At 25.3% G+C, this 21245-nt stretch carries 20 protein-coding genes; 15 read left to right on the top strand and 5 right to left on the bottom strand.

Annotated features, from left to right (window positions below; all coding sequences use genetic code 4):
• Positions 1-46 precede the first annotated feature (46 nt).
• The 3 genes from trmFO to SGLAD_RS04075 all read left to right on the top strand — a co-directional run bounded on the left by trmFO (position 47) and on the right by SGLAD_RS04075 (position 4297).
• Entirely contained in the window at positions 47-1339 is a 1293-nt protein-coding gene (gene trmFO / locus SGLAD_RS04085) for a methylenetetrahydrofolate--tRNA-(uracil(54)-C(5))-methyltransferase (FADH(2)-oxidizing) TrmFO (protein ID WP_134297854.1), read from the top strand.
• 80 nt (positions 1340-1419) lie between these two features.
• Entirely contained in the window at positions 1420-3285 is a 1866-nt protein-coding gene (locus SGLAD_RS04080; RefSeq protein ID WP_134297852.1) for a biotin/lipoyl-containing protein, read from the top strand.
• Positions 3286-3331: 46 nt separating this feature from the next.
• Positions 3332-4297: a 3'-5' exoribonuclease YhaM family protein gene (locus SGLAD_RS04075; protein ID WP_134297851.1), complete on the top strand. Its 966-nt coding sequence runs from the start codon at positions 3332-3334 to the stop codon at positions 4295-4297.
• A 36-nt stretch (positions 4298-4333) separates the two neighbouring features.
• Here the strand turns inward: SGLAD_RS04075 and SGLAD_RS04070 are convergent, their stop codons facing one another.
• The 3 genes from SGLAD_RS04070 to SGLAD_RS04060 form a co-directional block, all read right to left on the bottom strand.
• The gene (locus SGLAD_RS04070) at positions 4334-4744 is read right to left on the bottom strand and encodes an HIT family protein (RefSeq protein WP_134297849.1); all 411 of its coding nucleotides are present in this window, start codon (positions 4742-4744) and stop codon (positions 4334-4336) included.
• 97 nt (positions 4745-4841) lie between these two features.
• Positions 4842-6548, bottom strand: coding sequence for a lipoprotein (locus SGLAD_RS04065; protein WP_134297847.1), 1707 nt, complete (start codon positions 6546-6548; stop codon positions 4842-4844).
• Positions 6548-8776 carry a lipoprotein gene (locus SGLAD_RS04060; RefSeq protein WP_134297844.1) on the bottom strand — a complete coding sequence of 743 codons (2229 nt, stop codon included), beginning with the start codon at positions 8774-8776 and terminating at the stop codon, positions 6548-6550. The genes SGLAD_RS04065 and SGLAD_RS04060 overlap by 1 nt, the downstream gene beginning before the upstream one ends.
• A gap of 157 nt (positions 8777-8933) precedes the next feature.
• Between SGLAD_RS04060 and sufC the strand changes: the two genes are divergently transcribed.
• The 9 genes from sufC to SGLAD_RS04015 all read left to right on the top strand — a co-directional run bounded on the left by sufC (position 8934) and on the right by SGLAD_RS04015 (position 16961).
• The gene (gene sufC / locus SGLAD_RS04055; protein ID WP_134297841.1) at positions 8934-9674 is read left to right on the top strand and encodes a Fe-S cluster assembly ATPase SufC; all 741 of its coding nucleotides are present in this window, start codon (positions 8934-8936) and stop codon (positions 9672-9674) included.
• A complete protein-coding gene (locus SGLAD_RS04050) occupies positions 9674-10441 on the top strand; it encodes a SufB/SufD family protein (RefSeq protein ID WP_134297838.1) in 768 nt (255 codons plus the stop codon). The genes sufC and SGLAD_RS04050 overlap by 1 nt, the downstream gene beginning before the upstream one ends.
• Before the next feature lies 1 nt (position 10442).
• Positions 10443-11657, top strand: coding sequence for an aminotransferase class V-fold PLP-dependent enzyme (locus SGLAD_RS04045; protein ID WP_134297835.1), 1215 nt, complete (start codon positions 10443-10445; stop codon positions 11655-11657).
• A gap of 12 nt (positions 11658-11669) precedes the next feature.
• Complete coding sequence (gene sufU, locus SGLAD_RS04040) at positions 11670-12107, top strand: Fe-S cluster assembly sulfur transfer protein SufU (RefSeq protein ID WP_134297832.1); 438 nt, start codon at positions 11670-11672, stop codon at positions 12105-12107.
• Between the two features lies 1 nt (position 12108).
• Positions 12109-13521, top strand: coding sequence for a Fe-S cluster assembly protein SufB (gene sufB / locus SGLAD_RS04035; protein ID WP_134297829.1), 1413 nt, complete (start codon positions 12109-12111; stop codon positions 13519-13521).
• A gap of 34 nt (positions 13522-13555) precedes the next feature.
• Positions 13556-14314 carry a J domain-containing protein gene (locus SGLAD_RS04030; RefSeq protein WP_134297826.1) on the top strand — a complete coding sequence of 253 codons (759 nt, stop codon included), beginning with the start codon at positions 13556-13558 and terminating at the stop codon, positions 14312-14314.
• Positions 14315-14496: 182 nt separating this feature from the next.
• The gene (locus SGLAD_RS04025; protein ID WP_134297825.1) at positions 14497-15291 is read left to right on the top strand and encodes a hypothetical protein; all 795 of its coding nucleotides are present in this window, start codon (positions 14497-14499) and stop codon (positions 15289-15291) included.
• Positions 15260-16102, top strand: coding sequence for a hypothetical protein (locus tag SGLAD_RS04020; protein ID WP_134297823.1), 843 nt, complete (start codon positions 15260-15262; stop codon positions 16100-16102). The genes SGLAD_RS04025 and SGLAD_RS04020 overlap by 32 nt, the downstream gene beginning before the upstream one ends.
• Positions 16103-16133: 31 nt before the next feature.
• Positions 16134-16961, top strand: a complete 828-nt coding sequence (locus tag SGLAD_RS04015) for a lipoprotein (RefSeq protein WP_134297820.1) — start codon at positions 16134-16136, stop codon at positions 16959-16961.
• A 27-nt stretch (positions 16962-16988) separates the two neighbouring features.
• Here SGLAD_RS04015 and SGLAD_RS04010 read toward each other — a convergent pair whose 3' ends face one another.
• Positions 16989-17471, bottom strand: coding sequence for a hypothetical protein (locus SGLAD_RS04010; protein WP_134297817.1), 483 nt, complete (start codon positions 17469-17471; stop codon positions 16989-16991).
• Positions 17472-17484: 13 nt separating this feature from the next.
• Positions 17485-17724 (bottom strand): NifU family protein, encoded by a 240-nt coding sequence (locus SGLAD_RS04005; protein WP_243831612.1) that lies wholly within the window; start codon positions 17722-17724, stop codon positions 17485-17487.
• A gap of 91 nt (positions 17725-17815) precedes the next feature.
• Here SGLAD_RS04005 and SGLAD_RS04000 point away from each other — a divergent pair, with 91 nt between their 5' ends.
• The 3 genes from SGLAD_RS04000 to SGLAD_RS03990 all read left to right on the top strand — a co-directional run bounded on the left by SGLAD_RS04000 (position 17816) and on the right by SGLAD_RS03990 (position 21230).
• Positions 17816-18142: a S1 RNA-binding domain-containing protein gene (locus tag SGLAD_RS04000; RefSeq protein WP_134297814.1), complete on the top strand. Its 327-nt coding sequence runs from the start codon at positions 17816-17818 to the stop codon at positions 18140-18142.
• A 20-nt stretch (positions 18143-18162) separates the two neighbouring features.
• A complete protein-coding gene (locus SGLAD_RS03995) occupies positions 18163-19443 on the top strand; it encodes a glucose-6-phosphate isomerase (protein ID WP_134297811.1) in 1281 nt (426 codons plus the stop codon).
• A 119-nt stretch (positions 19444-19562) separates the two neighbouring features.
• Positions 19563-21230 (top strand): glycoside hydrolase family 32 protein, encoded by a 1668-nt coding sequence (locus SGLAD_RS03990; protein WP_166739174.1) that lies wholly within the window; start codon positions 19563-19565, stop codon positions 21228-21230.
• Positions 21231-21245: the final 15 nt, after the last annotated feature.

Raw genomic sequence — 21245 nt, 5'->3', positions numbered from 1 at the left:
TTACAAAAATGTAAATATTTTTTATTTATTATAGATAAGGAAAAATATGGAAGTAAATATAATTGGAGCAGGACTTGCAGGATGTGAATTGGCATTTCAACTTGCAAAACACAATATCAAAGTGAACTTGTATGAAAAAAAGAAAATTAATAAAAACGAAATACAAAAATTAGAAACTTTTGCTGAATTAGTTTGTTCTAATACATTTAGAAGTAAATCGATTCAAAATGCAGTAGGAATTTTAAAAAAAGAACTTGAGTTATTAGATTCTTTTATTTTAAAATGTGCATATGAAACTGCAATTCCAAGTGATGATGCCTTAGCAGTTGATCGAAAAGAGTTTTCAAATCTTGTAGAAAAGCTAATTAGAGAACAAAAGAATATAACAGTTTTTGAAGAAGAGCTTGTTAAAATTGATAATACAAAAATAAATATAATATGTAGCGGTCCTCTTATAAGCGATGAATTTAGAGCGGAAATCAACACTCTTGTTGGTAAACAAAAATTATTTTATTTAGATGCTTCTGCACCAATTATCAAAAAAGACTCAATTGATTTTAATATAGCTTATTTTAATTCGAGACATTCAAATGATAATAGTTATATTTGTTTGCCTCTAAACGAAAAAGAATTTGATAAATTTTATTGTAATTTAATTGAAGCTAAAAAAGTTACTTTAAAAGATTTTGAAACAGAGATCTTTTTTCAAGGTTGTCAACCGATAGAACAAATCGCTATAAGTTCAAAAAAGAATTTATTAAAAGGACCATTATCTCCAAATCATTTAGAAAAAAACGATATTAAACCATATGCTGTTATTCAACTAAGAAAAGATGATGCTATTGATACTTTATACAATATGGTTGGGTTTCAAACAAATTTAACGTGAAGCGAGCAAAAAAGAGTGTTTCAAACTATCCCTGGGCTTAAAAACGCCGAATTTGTTAGGTATGGTGTAATGCATAAAAACTTTTATTTAAATTCACCAAAGATATTAAATAAAAAACTTCAAGTTATGAGAAACAAAAATATATATTTTGCAGGACAAATTACAGGAGTGGAAGGTTATATTGAGTCATTTGCGTCAGCTTTTATAGTGTTTTTTGCTTTATATTGTCATAATAAAGGGAAAAAGTTTATAGCGTTTCCAAAAGAAACAATTTTAGGTTCTCTAATTGAATACATAACGAATCCTAAAATTAAAAAATTAAAACCAATGAAAGCAAACTTAGGAATTATTAATATTGACAAACAATTTTCTACTAAAGAAGAAAAAAATGAATTTATATACAAAAATAGCATAAAAAACTTAGAAGAATACTTAAAAAAAATTTTTTAAGTATTTAATCAATTTGCTATAAAATAATAGTATAGTGTTTTTGGGCAAAACACATTTTTACATAGAAAAGGGCTATATGTATGGAAAAAGTGAAATTTAAAAATTCAAAAAAATATAAAGGAATAGTGGAGAAAGTCTTTGTAAAAGATGGACAACCAGTAAAATCTGGTGATTTAGTTGCACAAATTTCAACTCAACTTGAAAGTGTAAAAGTATATGCGCCAATTGATGGTGTTATAAAAAATATTTATGTGATTGAATCACTAATAGTTTCACATGGGGATTTAGTTTTTGACATTATGTCTAATAAAGAGTTAGAAGGTATTTTAAAAAAACCTGATGAAATAAATGATACTTTAAAAGATGCGTTATCTGATTTTGGATTTTTAGAAGTAACAGAAGATAAAGAATTTAGTATTGACAGTGAGCAAACAACCCATACAGTTGATTACTCAGATAAATTACCAAATTCTATTAGCAAAACGAGCCTTGAAATTGACAATAATAAAGAAAAAATGGTTGAAGTAGAAGGAATAACTCAAGAAATTATAAACAATAACTATATAAATAAAAATATAGATGAAGAAGTTTCAAAAACCCAATCATTAAATCAAATTAATAAAGACTTTTTAGATGTAGAATTATCAAATCATGAAATTGATGCAAATGAAAAAAAGGTTAATCAAGATTTTAATGATAATAATATTTCAAAAACTGATGAGTTAGAAAAAATAAATATTAACTTTGAAACAATTCTTATTGAAGAAAGTTCAAACAAAGAAGATCAAAGCGGTGGATATGTTCAGGTTGAAAGCATTACTCAAGAAATAAATAATAATTTATTTTTAAATAATAACGATTATGAAGTTTCAAAAACTCAAGCATTAGATGAAATTAATAAAGATTTTTTAAATAATAAGCAAGAAGATTTATTATTCAAAGAATTTAAAAAACCAGAATTAAAAACTATTGATATCGAGCATGAATTTCCAAAAAAAGCATCAGAATTTAATGATAATATAAACTCAAAAAACCCTCCACATTTATTAGAAGATGAAAAAGATAAAGTGATATTTGAAAAGCACGATCCAATAATCCGTGAATATGAATTACAAAAAAATGTAGAAAATTCTGAGTTTCTTTCTAGGTTTACAAATGAAAAAGAGTTAGAAAGAATTAAAGTAGATTTATCAAATCAAAATGATAAACTTGATACAATTGATGCAAAAACAGAAAATATTGAAATTATAGAAAAAGAACTTATCAAAGCGCAAAAAGATCAAAAAGAAGCTTTAGAAGTAATTGAAAATGCAGTTGAAGAATTAAAACATGATTTATCTAATGCAAAACAACAGATATTAAATAATGTTATAAATAAAAACAATAATGTCCAAAATCAAGTAATTTATAATAATTGCTTAACAAAAGAAGTCGATATTACAGCATTATTAAATTTACACACTATAATGTACGATGCATTCAAAGCGAAAAATATTAACTTAAATTTAAACAGTTTTTATGTTAAAGCATTAGCATTAACTCTAGAAAACTTTGAAAGTGATGTAAAAGAAGAAAATAATATAAGTCTTATTAAAAACAAAGAGAATCAATTAGAATATTTGAAAATAAGTTTAGATAAACAAAAATCAATTAACGAAATAGCAAGTTGTATTGAAAAAAGTAGTATTGATAAAAATATAGAAGCAATTGCTTTATATGATTTGTCTGATTTTGACATTTATTCATTTAACAATACTTTAGACAATAATTCAATTCTTTCTATATCATTAGGAGCTGTTCAAAATAAATTAAAAAATGATATGATAGTTTCAAATTATGTAATAATTAATTTGAATTATAATGCAAATGCATTATCTTTGAAAGATGCTGTTAAATTTATTAATGAATTTAGTAATTTGTTATCAAATCCAGGTTTATTAATTTAATATAGGTATTTTTTTGTTATTATAAGAAAGTAGTAGAAAGGTAACTATGTGAATTAAAGAAATTAAAAATGATTCAAAAAATATAAACATAATTGCAAGAATTGAAAAAGTATCAATATCAACTGGAAATAATGGAGCTAATTATTTAATAATAAATTTAGTTGATAAAACAGGTAGAATTGAAGCAAGACTGTGGAATTGTGATTCTAATGATGAAGAAATTATCAAAGAAGGTTTAATAATAAAAGTAGAAGGTGCAGTTAACCTTTATCGTCAACAACTTCAACTAAAAATAATGAAATATCATATAATTGATGAACAAGAATACGAAAAATATGGAGTTGAAGAAAATTACTTTTTTATATCTGCGCCTTTAAATATTGACAAATATTATGAATGAATGATTGAAGTGATTGAAAATATTGAAAATAGTAATTATAAAAATATCACATTAAAAATAATTAAAGAAAATGAAGAAAAATTTAAAACTTATCCAGCTGCAACATCAATTCATCATAACGTTTTAGGAGGTTTGTTTTGACATAGTTTTTCTTTGTTAAAATCAGCTTTAGGATTAAAAGATATTTATCAATATGCAAATATTGATTGAGATTTAGTAATTTGTGGAACTATTTTACACGATATTGGAAAAATAGTAGAGATGAATGGTAAAAACGCTTCAGATTATACTGATGAAGGTAAGTTAATTGGCCATATTAGTATAGGGAGCAATTTTGTTAAAGCGGTTGCTGATGAATTAAATCTTGAAAATGAAAACTATGAAGATGCTGTAAAACTACAACATGTAATACTTTCAAGTCACGGTAAAAATGAGTATGGTTCACCAGTAGAACCAAGTTTAATAGAAGCTGTCATTGTTTCATCACTAGATGCTTTAGACGCAAGAATATACAAAGTTAATGAAGAATTATCAAAAGTAGAACAAAAGGGATGAACTTCTAGAATTATTACTGAGGATGGTAGAAGTTTTTTAAAACACTATAAAAAATAAAAATATAGAATCTTAAAAATTAGATTCTATATTTTTTTATTTTAGTGCTTTATGAATATCATCAATATCACTTAAATCATTTTCTTCTTTTTTTATTAAAAAAGTATATCCTTTATCTTTTTTATATTTTGGAATAATATGTTCATGATAATGAAATACTGTTTGAAATGCTTCTTCTCCTTGATTTGATATAAAATTATAACCTAAAGGTTTTTTTGGTAATTTTTCATCTAACAACTTTAATACTTCTTTTTTTCCATCTAAAACATGATGTAAATACTCACTGCTTGTGTTTTGAAAGTCACTAAAATGTTTTTTAGGAACAACTAAACAATGACCATCAGAATTTGGACTAATATCTAAAAATGAATATACATATTCATTTTCATATATTTTTTTTGAAGGTATTTGTTGATCAATAATTTTGCAAAATATACAATTTTCCATTTCTTTTCACCTTTTCTAACGTTATTTTACTAAATTTTAATATGAAAAGGTAAGGGGAAATAAAAAAATATTACTAATTTTAAATTAGTAATATTTTTTAATCATCTGCATCTTTGTCGTTTTTAATATATTTACCAATTGAATTATATAATCCAGCATAGTAAATATCATCTGCATTTAAGTATTTAGTATAAAGTACAGTTTTTGCTAACTCTGATATTGTAGAATCTTGTGAAACCATATATTTAATTTGGTTAATCATCGCATTTCTAAATGAATCATTTGCAGCTATTTCTTGAACGTCTAAAGAATGATACTCTTTATTGTTATCTTGATTTCAAATATCTTTATATTTTGTTTTACTTGAACCATATCCAGATCAACCATATTCAATAGCTTTAGCATCATTTGAATTTCCAGCGCCTTGAATTTTATATCTTGCTGTTTCGCCTAATTCTTCACTAGCTCCAAGTAGTTCAATCATATAAATTGGTAATGAAAATACTATTTCTTCAATGTTTTTATCTTCACTATCTTCAAAGAAAGGACTTCCTGATTTTAATAATATACTTGATTTTGTAGATTCTTTAACAGCAGTTTCATAGTTTTTTCCTGAAATTGGGTTATTACCAATTGCTGTTCCATTTTCAAAGATTGTAAATCCTTTGTATCCTTGAACACCAAAGAACGAATCATAAGCGTTTGAGTTATCATCGTTATAAATTACATCTTTTAAGTCAGTTCCTAATTGATTAATTACATCTTTTAATTTTTTTGTATTTGACAAATGACCGTTTGAAAAGTCAAATGTATTATTTGCTTTTAATTTATCTAATTCATCTCTAACTTTTTTTTCATTATCTTTTTTAAATTTTAATGATCAAACCATTCTTACATTAGTTGTTCAATTTCTTTTCTCTCCAGTTGTGTTTGTTGTAAATCATGACTGGGTTTTTGAAAATAAAGTTGAACTTGTGTTTATAAACGGACTCATTTCACCGTTATCTGAAGGTAAAATTGAAAATAAACTTGAATCCATATAAGACATAGTTAATAGATTTGAAATAATGTTTTTCATTAATTCATTTTTAAAGTAATCTTGAAATCTTAATTTTAGAGCAGTTTTTGGAGCAATACGTACTCCGTTTACTTTAAATGTGCTATCTTTAATCGGTTGAGTTAAATCACTTAATTCAGGTAAGTTTTGAATTTTTGTACCATCTTTTTGAGTTTCTGCTAATATTGCTCAAACTTTGTTATCAGAACCAAAAGTTATTGTAGCTTCTGGATTTACTTCTGTTGTACCTCCATCTAAAGTGTTAACAGTTACTTTTTCAATAGGATTTAAAGAGAATAATTTTGTATTAATTTGGCTAAAATCAAGTCTTGTTCCTGAAATTGATTTTGTATATTCAGTAAATAATAAGTCTTCAGCAACAGTTCCTGCTTGTTCTTCGTATGTATTAGTAAATTTTTCTGGTAAATAACCTTCAGAGTTTTCGCTTTCATATTGACTTAAACCTAATTTACTTAAAATACTATTAGTTGAATCATAACCATATTTTCTTGCTATTAAATCATTAATAATTCTAACAATAATTGTTGTTGCATCAGAACTTGAAAAAATATCTCCAAAATCTTTATTAACTAATGAGGGATCTCCTGCTAATGCAGCGATTATTTGTTTTGCTAATTCTGGATTTAAAGTAACTTTATCATATCTATCTTTTTTACATGAAACAACAACAGCACTACTTGAAGCAAATAAAGATATTGCACCTAATAAACTAAGTATTTTTTTCATTATTGCATACCTCCAATTTTGTTAAAAGTGTAATAAAATAAATTATTATTTATGCTATTTTTTGTTGCTTCTGGTTGTTTAGCAACAATTTTACCATCCTCTGGTCATATTTTCGCTACTTCTTGTCCAATTTTTTCAACACCAAATTTACTATTTTCAATTACAGTTTTAGGATAACCAGTTGTTGTATTTGATCTAATAGTTTTTACTCAAGTTTTATATTTTTCAGCAAAAGCAATTTGAGGTGCAACATAAAGGTTTGATTGAGCTACTTTAACTTTATTTGTAACTCAACGTTTCATTGATTTTGCAGTTTTGTCACCTTCCTCGTTAGGCGCATCATCTTGACTGAACTGAATTAGTTTTCCAATAAATCCTTCAATTTCTTCTGTACTATTAGTTTCTTTAGTTTTAGTTGTTATTTTTTTAAAGTAATCAAATACAGCAGTCATTCAATAAGTCTCAGTGTCTGTTGAGCTTGTTACAGAAACCCATGTTTTTAACTCTCCAACAATATCAAAAGCAACTGGAGCATCTGAAATTCCACTAATCAATGAACTATTTGCTAAATATCTTAAATAATCGTTTTTAATTGAACTATTTAAAATATTCATATAGTCTTTTGACTTATCACTATCTGTTTCATTCATATAATAAATTTTTTGATTATCTGTTAATTTATGAAATTCATTGTATGCTTGTAACTGATCTAAAGTAGTTAAACCTTCTTTTGCGCTTGTTTTTTCGTTTTTTAATTTGTCATATCCATCAATTGAAACGATATGAAGACCATCAGTATCAATGAAAAGTAATTTACCAGTATTACCTGATAAAGTCGCATAAAAGTTATTAGCTTCTTTGTTTTCGCTGTCTGCTTTTTCGCTTCCAGCATCAGCTACTTTTCTAGATAAAGTAGTAGTTAAAGATGTAACATTCTTTTCATATTCGCCATCTTCAAATTTTAATTCTGTTATACCACCTTTAACAGTTGTACCTAAAACATAGTCGTATACTACACTTTTTAAAGAATCAGAAAAATCTGTAGATTTTAATGTTAACAATTTATCATATTTTTTCATTGATCCAGTGTTTAACTTGCTTGAGTTTCTAGCAGCTTCTGTTCAAAATGTGTTTCCACCAGTTTGAAGACTCATTAATAATTTTGATAAATCAATAGCATTCGTATTATTATCACCTTTAAAGTCTTCATAACTAATACCATCATCAAATTTACCATTAGTTGCAAAAGGTACTGTAATTTCACTTATAGCTAAAGGTGCTTTTACTTGATAGAATTTTTCTAAAAAATAAATTTGTGAATTACTTAACATTCCTTTTCTAGTTGAACTTGAAGTTGCAACTCATTGGTCTATATCTTCGGGAACATCACAAACTATTTTAGATTTTTCAATTCCTGATATGATAGCTTTTGCTTGATCTGCTGTTAAGCTATCATCATATTTAATTCACTCACTTGTTTTAGTCTTAGTTGAGTTTTGAATTTGACTTATTGCTTTTTTATCAGCATCAAAAACTGCATTAAATTTATTAGCATCATTTTTTACATCATTTAATTTATCAAACTTATTTTTTACAGTTTGAACAGAAACTCATGTAACACCATAACTATCAGTGTTTAATAAAACATCTAAAATAGCTTTAGTTGCATTGTTGTTTGTATCTGTAAGTAAAATATTTGCTTTATATTTTTTTTCTAAGAAATCTTGATCCATTTCTTTTTTCTTGTTTTGATATACAGTATATTTTTCATAAAGCATATCTTTTCATTTATCTTCTCATTTTTTACCGTGTTTAACTTTATATGATTCTTTTTCACGTGTAATTTGTTGATCGACTGCTTTATTTAAAGAATCTCATCTATAAATTAAAGTGTCTGCTAATCCTTTGTTATAAACAGGATTGCTTTCATCTAATTTTAATGTGCCATCTTTTCCAAAATATGTATTTGAATTAGCTAATAATGAAACGTTCATTAATTGAAGCATTTCAATTAGAAATGTTTCTCTGTTTGATGGACCAGAACTACTAATCAAATCTCACAAAACATCTGATGCATCTAGTTCTGCTTTTCCATTTAAACTTTTTAAAAATTTTGCAATAACTGAGTTACCGTCTTTTTTAATATCGTAAGTTCCACACGCAATTGCAGCATTCGCAGCACTTGTTACAAGTGTTAAACTTCCGAGTAGTGTTAACAATTTTTTCACACTATTCACTCCTTGAATTTTGTTTATCAAAATAATTATAAAGAAAAAAAACAAATAAGTAATATTTATTTGAAAGTTTTAAGTATAACATTCATTTACTATTTGATTTTTATTTTCAACAATTATCTTTATAATTAAAAAGATAGGAGATATTTATATGCATATAATTGAAATAAAAAATCTACATGTAAAAATTGAAGATAAAGAAATTTTAAAAGGAATAGATTTAATTGTAAAATCAGGAGAAATTCACGCTTTAATGGGTCCGAATGGTAATGGTAAATCAACTTTACTTATGGCGATAATGGGTCATCCAAAGTATGAAATTACAAAAGGAGATATTTTAATTGATAATAAAAGCATTTTAGATTTAAGTGTTGATCAAAGAAGTAAAGCGGGTATATTTTTAGCAATGCAAAATCCACAAACAATTCCAGGTGTAAGTAACTTAGAATATTTAAAATATGTTGTTAATGCTCACAATGATGAAAAGCAAAAATTAAAAGATATAATGACAGATATAAGATTGAAAGCAAAAGACTTAGATTTTGATTTAAGTATGTTAAAAAGATTTGTTAATGATGGATTTTCTGGTGGAGAGAAGAAAAAAAATGAAATTTTACAAATGAAAATGTTAAACCCTTTATTTTGTTTAATTGATGAAATTGATTCTGGACTTGATGTTGATGCTCTTGAAGTTGTATCAAATAACTTAAATACATTAGATTTTTCAAAATTAGGAATGATAATTGTTTCTCATTATGATCGTTTCTTCAAAAAAGTAAAACCAACTCATGCCCATGTAATAATTGATGGAAAAATTATTAAAAGTGGAGGAAGCGAAATTGTTGATAAAATAAATTCTCAAGGATACAACTGAGTTAAGGAGTTGATTTAATGATTAACTTTTCTAACGAAAATATTATTAATTTTTTTGATAGTCAACAAAATCTTTATGAATTTAAAAATGATGCAAAAAATATTATGATTTTTGGAAATATAAATAGTGATTTAAGTATTAACATTTCTAAAAACTTAAATATTGATTTAACAATATTGTTTTTACAGTCAAGTAATTTAGAAGAAAAAACTTTCAACATTACCTTTAATGTTGAAAGTTACTCAAGTTTAAATTTAAAAATAGCAAATTTTGCAAATTTTAATTGTAATGATAATATTACTGTTAAATTATTAAGTGAAAACAGCAATGTTAATATCTATAGTTCTACAATTTTAAACGAAAATTTAAATAAAAATTCAATTGTGAAAGTAGATCATATATCTAGAAACACACTTTCAAATATAAAACTTTATGAAATATTAAAAGGTCATTCAAAAGGATTTATTAGATGTATAAGCGATATAAAAAATAAATCAAGTAATAGTGAAGCTCATCAAGAGTTAAGATTATTAGTGTTAGACGAGCATGCAAAAGCAAATTCAGATCCAGTTTTATTAATTGATGAAAATGATATTGTCGCAAGTCACGCAAATGCAATTGGAATGTTAGATCAAGACCAAATGTTTTACTTACTTTCAAGAGGTTTAAAAAAATCTGTTGCAGAAGAACTGATAGTAAATGGATTTTTTGAACCAATTTTTATAGAAATTGAAGATGAACAAATTGTAAAACAGCTTAAAGAAATGCTAAAAGGAATGCTTTAAAATGAATTACAAAAATCTTTTTCCTTATTTTGACTTAAACCCAAATGATATATATTTTGATTCTGCAGCAACTACTTTAAAACCAAAAGTAGTTTTAGATGCAGAATATGAATATAATGTTAAAATTGGTGCTAATTCACACAATAACTTGTTCAAAAATGCGTACATTGCAAATCAAGTTTTAGAAGAAGCTAGAAGGACTTGTGCAAAATTTATTAATGAAAATAATAGCGAACAAATAATTTTTACAAGCGGAACAACACATTCTTTAAATCAAATCGTAAGCGGGTTAAAAAAACATTTTAAAGAAAACGATGAAGTAGTTTTAACTGAGTTAGAACACTCTTCAAATTTGTTACCTTGAAAAGTTTTAGAGAAAGAAAATAAAATAAATTTAAAATATTTTAATTTAAATGATAATGGTTCGATTAATATTGATAAACTAAAAAACTCTTTGTCTACAAAAACTAAATTAGTATCTTTTGCATCAAATTCAAACACAATGGGAACTTTTAATGATATTCAAAAAATTAGTAAAATAATAAAAGCTTTTAACAATGAAATAATTATTATTGTTGATTGCGCTCAAAGTGTTAGTCATCATAAAATTGATGTAAAACAATGAAATGTTGATTTTATTGCTTTTTCTGCTCACAAAATGTATGGACCATTTGGTTTGGGAGTTTTATGGGGTAAAAAAAATTTATTAGAATTATTAGAACCAATTTTTTATGGAGGAGGCAATAATTCGCTAATTTCTCATAATGAATTTAGATTAGCAAAACTACCAATGCGTTTAGAAGCGGGGACTTTAAATTTAAGTGCAATTTATGGTTTTAAAACTGCTATTGAATTTATAGAAAACTTAACTTATTTAAAAATAAATGAACATTTGCAAAACTTAAAAAACTATTTTATAGATAACTTAGATGAGATTGAAATAAATAAATTTAATTTTTATAATTTAAATAACAATGAACCAATTATTTTGTTTAATTTAAAAAACGTTAACGCACAAGATTTTGGCTCTTTTTTAAATAAAAAATATAACATTTTAGTTCGTGTAGGAAAGCATTGTGCAAGATTATCAAATGAGTTTTTAAAAGAAGAATCAACAATAAGAATAAGCTTTGGAATTTACAACACAATAGAAGATATTAAAAAATTAATTATTGCTTTAAAAGATGCAGATAGTTGAATAGAAGAAATTTTATAAAGAGGAAAAACTATGATAGATAAAAATGACAAAATATTATTAAGATCAATTATTATGGAACATTTTGTAAATCCAGAAAATAAAGGACTAGTAGAAGAAAAAAGTGCCATTGTAAAGTATCAAGATTCTTCAACTTGTGCTGACTCTATTGATGTGCAAATAGATTATCAAAATGATTCTATAAAAAGCGCTAAGTTTGATGGAGTAGGATGTGTAATTAGTATTGCAGCAATTGATATTCTTTGTTCTCAACTTACTGGCAAATCAAAAGAAGAAGGTTTAGCAATTTTAAAAAACTATCATAATATGATTACTGGAAAAGAATATCAAGAACAAAACTTAGATGAATTAATTATTTTTCATCAAATTTATCAACAAGGTAATCGAATAAATTGTGCACTATTAGGAGCTGATGGTTTAAAAACAATTTTAGAAAGTGAAATAAATTAAAATGAAAAAATTAAAACAAGAAAAAGATATCCATGAAATAAGCAAGTATAAATATGGCTTTAACGAAGGGGAGTTATCATCTTTTAAAGTTGAAAAAGGTTTAAATGAAGAAATCGTAACTCAAATTTCTAAATTAAAAGAAGAACCTGAATGAATGTTAAATTTTAGATTGGAAAGTTTAAAAAATTTTAACAAAAGACCACAACCTAACTTCGGACCGGATTTAAGTTTTATTGATTTTCAAGATTATTACTACTACACAAGAGGTACAGATAATGTTGTAAATGATTGAGAAGAATTACCAGATAATATTAAAAAAACTTATGATCGTTTAGGAATTCCAGAAGCTGAAAAAAACTTTTTTATGGGAATTAACGCTCAATGAGATGCAGCCCCAGTTTATGAACAACTTCAAGATGACTTAACAAAAAAAGGAGTTATTTTTACAGATTGTGATTCTGCTTTAAAAAAATATCCTGAATTATTTAAAAAGTATTTTTCAAAATTAGTCTCAAACAATGACAATAAATATGCAGCTTTAAATAGTGCTGTATGATCTGGAGGAACTTTTATATATGTTCCAAAAGGAGTTAAAGTAGAAAGACCATTACAAGCATATTTTAGAATTAATTATCAAAAATCTGGTCAATTTGAAAGAACTTTAATTATTGTTGAAGACGATGCTGAATTACTTTATGTTGAAGGTTGTACTGCGCCCATATATTCAAGTAACAACTTACATGCAGCAATAGTTGAAATATTTGTTGGAAAAAGAAGTCATGTTAGATATACAACAGTACAAAACTGAAGTGATAATGTATTAAACTTAGTTACTAAAAGAAGTATTGTTGAAGAAGATGGAAGAATGGAATGGGTTGATGGAAATATTGGTTCAAAAATCAACATGAAATATCCTTGTTGTATTTTAAAAGGCGATAGATCTCAAGGAGATACTATTTCAATTGCAGTTGCTAAAAAAGGTGTTTATCAAGATGCTGGAAGTAAAATGATTCATTTAGGAAAAGAGACTAAATCTAAAATTATTTCTAAATCAATTACCTTTCAAGGAGGAACAGCAAATTATCGCGGCTTAGCTCATATTGGTCCTGAAGCAAAGTTTTCGAAAGCTAGAGTTGAATGTGACACTTTAATTTTAGATAATCAAAGTCATTCAGATACAATTCCGCAAAACAAAGTTTATAATAATCAATCTCAAATCGAACATGAAGCAACTGTTTCAAAAGTTAGTGAAGAACAATTATTTTATTTAATGAGTCGAGGAATTGATGAAACTCAAGCCTTAGAATTAATTGTTATGGGATTTTTAGAACCATTTACAAAAGAATTACCTTTAGAATATGCGGTGGAATTAAACCAATTAATAAAAATGGATATGGAAGGTTCTGTTGGATAAGTTATAATATTTTTATAAAGAAAAGAGTATAAAAATGCAAAATAACGAGTTTTTAAACTATAATTTAAGTTTTTTAGATAACTTTAATTGAAAATCTTCATTAATAACTTTTATAATTGTGTTGATAGGAATTGGTGTTGTATTACTTTTGTTAACAATATATATTAATAAAAAAAAGTTAATAAATAAAAATGATCATAAAGATAAAAAAACAACGGATATAGATAAAATTTTAATTTTAACAAAAGAAAATAAAGAAGAATGATTTAAAATTCTTAAAAAAAACAACCGTTTATATTTATTTAGTTATGAAGATTTTACAAGTCATCCTTGATACAAAAAAAGTTTTAAAGAAGAGTATAACATTTTATACAACTACAAAGAAGTTGGCGATACAAAAAAAGTTAATGAAATTTGAGAACTTAGAAAAGCCTTACTAAAAGATTTTAAATATTTTAATGATTTTAAAATTTATTATAATATTTTTAGCGAAGAACTTGAGCAAAATGAAAATAAAATTTATTTATTATTAAATGAATTGAAACAAAAAAAGATTAAAAACTGAAAAGAAACACCAGAAACAAAAAGCGAAGAAGTAATTGAAATCGACAGAACTTTAGATCCATATTCTGTTTTAGGTGTTGATTCTCAAATGAGCATTGAAGAAATTAAAGAAATTTATTACGAGTTATCTTCAATTTACAAAGATAAAGAAAATATGCAAGCAAAAATTAAATATCAACAATTAGGTTGAGCTGTTGATGAGATTGAAAAAAAACTAAAAAATAAATAATTTAAAATAACCACATAAAATCTGCTATTAAGTATGTTAATGTTTTGATTATTTTTTAATTAAAATATTTTATTAATAACTAAAAGTTTTTTAAATTAAAAATTTAACTTGGTTATTTTAAATTTTAACTATAAAATGATATTTATAACGTTTATAAAACTTTAAGAGAAAGCGAGTGTAATATGAAATTCAAATTACCAAAAAAATTAGAGTTTGCAATTTATTTATGGTTTGCAATCATTCCAATGTTTTGCTTAATTTTAGACACAATATTATCGGTTACAGAACCAGCGCCAGGTCCTTTTGCAGATAGAACCAAAGACTTTGACATTTCTGTTATGAGTCAAAGTATTTATCTATCTGTTTGAGTGTGTGTTTTAACTACAATTTATGGAACAACTTCTTTAATAGCATTCTTTAAGCATCAAGCAATGCCAGAATGAGTTAGAAAGAAAAATTACATAACTATGGTTGTTACAATAACTTTTATTCAATTTCTTGTTTATAATTTAAATTTAATTTATGCTAAATCATCAGGGAAACCAACCATAGGTTTTAATACTTGATACAATATTTTAAAATCTGTACTTGAACATATGCTAACACCAATTTTTATGTTCGCATTTTATTATGTTTTTCCAAAAAATTATGTGAATGATAAAGATTTCATTAAAAAATATAGTTGATTGAACTTTTTAGTTGTAACAGTTTATGTTACTTTTGCGATCGTAAGAGCTGCATTAGAATTAAAATATTATCCAGGAATTAAAACACCTCAAGAAGGATTTAATCCTTTTCCATATTCAGAATTAGATTGAACTAAAATTGGACCCGGTTTATTTACATTGGGTATAGTTGGTTTATTTGCTACAATATGAGTTATGGGTGTGTTTTTTAATTGAACTTCAAACCTTGTGTATAATAAAGTTAGTAAGGAAGTAAATAATGTCAAATGAAACGAAACTTTTAAAAAATAGTATTAACAAAGATATAAGTAAAAAAGAAAAAATTAATCATTATTTAAAAAAATCATTTTATATATGAGCAACTTTTGTTCCATTTTTTGCAATTATTTTAGATTTGTTTTTATCGATTATTCAAGCAGACCCAAAAAACGGAACAAGTACAATAAACTTTGATTTTTCTTTAATCAATCAATTAATTTATTTATCAACTTGAATATCAATGGCAAGTTTTGCTTATGGTCTATTAAATTGAATAAATTTAGATCATAAAAATATGCCATCATGAATATCAAACAAAAATAACTTAACAAGAGTAACAACATTAAATTTAATTATGTTCTTAGTATATAACTTGACTTCAATAATTGATTTAATATCTGGAAGCAACAATATTGTTGGATTTAATAACTGATATAAGATTTTAAAATCAGTTTTAGAACACATGATTTCACCTTTAATGTTTATAATGTTTTATTTTTGAAATTCAAAAGAAATTATTGCTACAAAAACATATGTTAAAAAATATTCTTGATATAATTTTTTAATGATTGCAATTTATTCGCTATTTATTTCAATAAGAGCAATATTTTTGAATACTTATTATCCCCAAATTTTTAATCCAGACGGACAAACAATTGGCGGAGCTTTTACTCCATTTCCTTATGGTCAAATATCACCAATTATGCCAGATAACAAACCAATCATTATAACAATAATGGGAATATTAGGTTTATTAATAAGTGTTTGATTAATTGCGATATTTTTAAATTTTATTTCAAACTTATTTATAAAAAAAATAATTAAAAATAATAATATTAAGTAATAAAATATATCTATGTATCACGGGAGGAAAAATGAAAAAAATAATTTCATTGTTAAGTGTATTGTCGATAATAACAACAAGCTCATCATCTTTAGTAGCTTGTGAAGGTTTTGAAGAATTTTATAATTCAAAAAAATACTATGTTAATTTTGAGTATGGTCAAACTAAATCAGAAGAATCACAAAAAATAACAAATTATATTCAAACAGATAGTAAATTCTTTTTGGATAAAGGATCAATTTTCAACATTCAATCATCAGAAGAAAAAGTAGCATCATTTAAAGGCAGCAAAATTATCACAATTGATGATATTGACCAAAGTGTTGCACCAAACTGAGAGAACATAAGTAACAAAAATATAAGCGCTTTAAAAGAACTTATAGAAACAATATTTAAATTAACAGATGAAGAGGGTAGTGAAAAACCAAGTAAATTATTTGAAAATATTCTAAAAAAAGTAAGTTCTTCTGAATTAATTTATGGTTATGAAAGAAGTTATCCAGTCGCTTCTCAAGAACAAGTAAATAAAATAAAATTTGATGATTTAACTTACGATTTAGTTAGTTTAGACAATGAATACATAATCAATTATTACATAAAATACCAATCTGTAGAAAAAGCTGAAGACGGTACTTATTTTTGAAAACAAAATACTTTTGGTAAAAGTCAAGAAGAAAAATTTTCAATTAAATCACTTGGTGGAGAAAAACATTTTTATCAATTTAACACAAGTGTTAGTGGCGAATCAATCATCACAATTACCTCGCCAACTTATAATGTTGCAAAATATCGTCTAAGATACATTAAAGATGATAAAGATGAAGAAATTATTTTTAAACCAGTATTAAATAATATATAAAAAAATATGAACTTTGACGTTCATATTTTATTTTTCTATACTTGTTTTATCAATAAAAGGTTCTACTTTTTTATCTTTCACACAATTATAACAAAGTAATACTGAAAGCTCAATTTTAAAACCTAATTTACCAGCTTTAAAACAAAAGTTATTAACTTCTGGGATTTCTCTTAATCTATCTTTAAATCAATCGTTATATTTAGTGCAAGAAGTAATTTTTTTACAATTTAAACATCTTACACTTGTAATTCCATATCTTTTTTGAATTGCACAAATTTCTGCATAATATCAATCAAAATCATTTTTTTTAGACTCATCTGAATAATACAATTTAAATGCTTCATCAGCAGCTTGTTGAGCTGAGTCAAGTTTTGTTTTATTGTCGTTGTATTTTTTTAATAATAAAGGTAAAACTACAGATCCAGTTAAAATTGTTAAAGTTGTAATTGTTGCAATTACTGCACTATAAACCTCTATAAATCTAGTGCTATAAAATGTATCATATAACATATTTTCTCTCCTTTTATAAAACTAATTCTACACCATTAATATCATAAGGAAACTCTTCAAATAAAATACTTTCTACTCCTTCTTTATAAGTGAGATTGGTCAAACCACACCCAACACAATTTCCAAGTAATCTTATATAAACAATTTTGTCTTTTAATGCAACAAACTCCATATCTCCTCCATCTTGGCGAACATACATTTTTAATTGTTCAATCACATCTTTTACTTTTTGTTCTAAATTTTCATTTGTCAAAATTTTCACCAACTTTACTATTTCTTTTTAAAAGCATTTATAATTTCCTAAAATAAGTTTATAATTTTTAGTAAAGGAGAGCAAGGAAAAAATGGAAAAAGGACAAAAAGTTAAAGCAAAGATAACAAGTATTGTTAACTATGGTGCCTTTTGTGAAGTTACAGACGAGTCAAGTATAGTAAAAGGATTGATACATATTTCTGAATTTTCAGATTACTTTGTTGGTGATATTTCACAATTTGTAAATATTGGTGATGAAGTTGATGTTGAAGTAATTGATATTATAAAAGATAAAAATCAAGTGAAATTAAGTTATAAACGTATTAGACCAGAACTTTTAAAAGAAAATGAATCTAAAATAAAAGAGACTGGTGAAGGTTTTGATAACTTAAAAAATATAGTAGCAGATACAGAATAGTACTAAAAGGGGCTTAAGATATGATAAAAATTAATTTTTCAAATTCAAAAATTGAAAAAGATATAAAAGAGTTTGATCAAAATAAAATTAAAAAAATTGATGAAATGATTGTAAATAAAACAGGAAAAGGTAGTGACTTTTTAGGATGAGTTGATTGACCAATTAACTTTGATAAAGAAGAATATCAAAAAATGAAAGAAGTAGCAAAAAAATTACGTGATGAAATTGAAGTATTATTAGTAATTGGTATTGGTGGAAGTTATTTAGGAGCAAGAGCAGCTGATGAAATGATCAGAGGGTTATTTCCAAATGACAAAGTTAAACTAATCTATATAGGAAACACAATTAGCTCTACTTATATTCATCAAGTAGTTGAATTCTTAAAAGATAAAGAATTTGGTATTGCAAACATTTCAAAATCAGGAACCACTACTGAACCTGGAATCGCATTTAGAGTATTTGAAAAATTACTTGTTGATAGTAAGTCAAAAGAAATAGCAAAACAAAGAATTGTTGCAGTTACAGATAAAGCAAAAGGTGCTTTAAAAGAATTAGCAACTTCAGAAGGATATCAAACATTTACAATTCCAGATGATATTGGAGGAAGATTTAGCGTGTTTACACCTGTTGGAATTTTTCCGTTATTAGTGGCTGGAATTGATACAGATAAATTGTTTGAAGGTTCTAAACAAGCATATGAAGATTTAAAAGATATTAATAACAGTGCCTATCAATATGCTGTTGCAAGATACATATTGAACACTAAAAAAGGTTATAAAGCAGAAACACTTGTAAGTTATGAATTGCAAATGCAAATGTTTAATGAATGATGAAAACAATTGTTTGGTGAATCAGAAGGAAAAGATGGGGTTGGTTTATTTCCATCTAGTTGTGTATTTTCAACAGATTTACACTCACTTGGTCAATTTATTCAAGAAGGAACAAAAAATGTTTTATTTGAAACAATTATTGATATTAAAAAACCATCAAATGATTTAAAAGTTCCTGAAAATAAAGAAAATTTAGACGGATTAAATTATTTAACTAAAAACTCGTTTCATGAGATTAATCAAACTGCTTTAAAAGGAGTAATTGATGCTCATGCAAATTCTGGAGATGTGCCAAATATAGTTATTGAGTTTGAATCAATGGATGCTAAAATGTTTGGTTATGCCATATATTGGTTTATGAAAGCTGTTGCTATGAGCGGTTATTTATTGGATATAAATCCATTTAATCAACCAGGAGTAGAAATTTATAAACAAAATATGTTTAAATTATTAAAAAAACCAGGATATTAATATCAAACTTCATATACAAAAAAATCATAGGATATTTTATCTATGATTTTTTTGTATATTTTTTTATTTCATTATAAAATAAGTAAGTTATTTTATAAAAAATGACAATTAGGAGAAAAATGAAAAAATTATTAAACATATTAGGAGTTTTAACAATATGTTCAAGTTCAGCAATGATGCTTGTTTCATGTGAAAATACACCAAAACAAAAAGATGATAATCAAACAGAAAATGATAATAAAAAATTAGATGAATATAACTTTTTTGATAAAAGTTTATATCAACCTAAAGATGAGCAAAATAAATTTTTAAACAATTTTCATGTTGATGCACCAGATAAAAAAGGAATGTTAAATGATATGCAAGGTGCCTTTTTTGATGGAACTTATTGGCATTTATATTTTTTATACAATAAAGATGCAGAATATAATAGTAATGGTGAGCAAATTGGAAAAAATGGTACTGAATGATACCATGTTCAAACAAAAGACTTCAATACTTATGAATATAAAAGTTTAGCTGTAAAAAAATGAAATGATTGAGGAGATGCAGCGGGAGGAACTTTATATCTTGATGTTGATGGAGATTTTAATCCAGATAAAATAAAAAACGGAAGAGTTGCTATTTCTACTGCATACGGAGGAGAAAAAGGACAAAATATAATGGCGTATTATTCTTCACCAGGTAATGAAAATGGTGTAGGTAATGACTTTGGTTATAATTTTGAATTGTTAAATAATGGAAAACCAATTTTAGAAAACGGAAAAGCTGAGGGTACTTATCCAGATTTTAGAGATCCTCATTTTTTTAAAAAAGATAATAAATTCATTATGTATGTATCTGAACTTGATAGATTCGGAGTTTATGTTAGTGATAATCCTCTTGGTGAATACAAAAAAACAGGAGAATATCTTGCAAAACATGCAATGGTTGAATGTGCCAATTTATTTGAATTAAAAGTAAATGGTGATCAAAAGAATAAAAAGTATGTAATGATTTATGGTGGAAACGGTAATAATACAAATGAAAACCCTGAACTTGTAGATAACTTAGGAACAGGTACTTATTATGCAGTTGGTCATTTAGATAGCAATTTTGTTTTTGTTGAAGATCAACCTGCTAAAAGATTAGATTTTGGAGCAGATTTTTATGCAGCAAAATTCTTTAATGATTATAAAAACGGTGATTTAAATGATCATTTAATAGGAACTGGATGAATGAGTAGTTGAGACTACAACAGAGTTGTTCCAAATACTGGATATTGAGGAAATATGTCTTTAGCAAGAGAAATTAGACTAACTCAAAATCAAAATGGTGAGTATGGATTTGAACAAAAGTTTTTAGGTCAAGACAGTTGAAAAAAAACTAAAAGTGGAAACAATAGTGACTTAATTTCAAATAAGCTAGCTGGAGGAAGTTACAAACTCGATTTAAATTTTAAAAATGTAACTGATTCAGATAAATACATACTTTCTTTTAGTGATAAAAAATACAAAACTAAAATCGAAATTGATTTAAAGAAAAATAAAATCACTTCACTAAGAAGTTCAAATTATGATACTTTAAAACAAAATAATGGATTTATTCAAGAAAGAAGTTATAACACAAATTTTGATTTGACAAAAGATTTTAAAATTTCTTTAAATGTTGATACAACAACAATTGAAGTAATAATGCCTGATGGTTCTGCAATTTCATTATTGAAATTTATTGATGGAAATTCTTTTGAACAACTAAAATTATTATCAACTAATAACAACTTCACTTTTGATTACTATCAAAAATAATTATTTAAAAGGAAA

The sequence above is a fragment of the Spiroplasma gladiatoris genome (assembly GCF_004379335.1).
Taxonomy (GTDB): domain Bacteria; phylum Bacillota_I; class Bacilli_A; order Mycoplasmatales; family Mycoplasmataceae; genus Spiroplasma_A; species Spiroplasma_A gladiatoris.
This window is presented reverse-complemented; position numbering and strand designations above follow the sequence as displayed.